1 protein-coding gene is annotated in these 1,232 nt (G+C 69.8%); it reads right to left on the reverse strand.

Features of this window, described 5'->3' with window-relative positions; genetic code table 11:
- Positions 1-1,232: 1-deoxy-D-xylulose-5-phosphate synthase (gene dxs / locus NMD1_RS00660; protein WP_125953193.1), on the reverse strand; the 1,232-nt coding region annotated here is incomplete at both ends.

Raw genomic sequence — 1,232 nt, forward strand, 5'->3', positions numbered from 1 at the left:
CGCACGATCCGGCCCTTGCCGATCTCCAGCCTCTCCGGAACCTCGGGCAGCGCCACGCCGGTGCCGTTCCCGCGCGGATAGCGGAACGCGATCGGACCCGTGTCATGCAGCGCGGCGGTGTGCGTCATGTGCACCAGTTCCGCCTCGTCCGCCGCCGCCATCACCACCATGTTGGGCAGCGTGGCAAGGTAGGTCACGTCGAAGCTGCCCGCGTGCGTCGCGCCATCGGCACCCACCAGCCCGGCGCGGTCGATCGCGAAGCGCACCGGCAGGTTCTGGATCGCCACGTCGTGCACCACCTGGTCATAGGCGCGCTGCAGGAACGTCGAATAGATCGCGCAGAACGGCCGCATCCCCTGCGCGGCAAGCCCCGCCGCGAAGGTCACCGCGTGCTGTTCGGCGATGCCGACGTCGAAGCTGCGTTCGGGGAACGCCTGCTGGAACTTGTCGAGCCCCGTGCCCGAAGGCATCGCCGCGGTGATCGCGCAGATCGCGGGATCGCGCCGCGCCTCGGCCAGCAGGGCCTGCGCGAACACGCCGGTATAGCTCGGCGGTCCCGGCGGGGCCTTGGCCTGTTCGCCGGTGACGACGTTGAACTTCTGCACCCCGTGGTACTTGTCCGCCGCCGCCTCGGCCGGGGCATAGCCCTTGCCCTTCTGCGTCACCACATGCACCAGGCACGGCCCCTCGGCCGCATCGCGCACGTTCTCCAGCACCGGGATCAGCTGGTCCAGGTTGTGCCCGTCGATCGGGCCGACGTAGTAGAACCCCAGCTCCTCGAACAGCGTGCCGCCCATCGCCATGCCGCGCGCGAACTCGTCGGTCTTGCGCGCGGCCTCGTGCAGCGGACGCGGCAGCTTGCGCGACAGCCGCTTGGCTAGCTCGCGCAGCTCCAGGAACGGGCGCGACGACACCAGCCGCGCGAGATAGGCCGAAAGCCCGCCCACCGGCGGCGCGATCGACATGTCGTTGTCGTTGAGGATCACCACCAGCCGGTTGCCGGCGGCCTGCGCGTTGTTCATCGCCTCGTAGGCCATGCCCGCCGACATCGCGCCATCGCCGATCACCGCGATGCCTTTGCCCGGCGCGCCCGACAGCTTGTTGGCCACCGCAAAGCCCAGCGCCGCCGAAATCGACGTCGACGAATGCGCCGTGCCGAACGGATCGTATTCGCTCTCCGACCGCTTGGTGAAGCCCGAAAGGCCGCCGCCCTGGCGCAGCGTGTGCATCCG

Origin of the sequence: Novosphingobium sp. MD-1 (assembly GCF_001014975.1) — a bacterium.
Taxonomy (GTDB): Bacteria; Pseudomonadota; Alphaproteobacteria; order Sphingomonadales; family Sphingomonadaceae; genus Novosphingobium.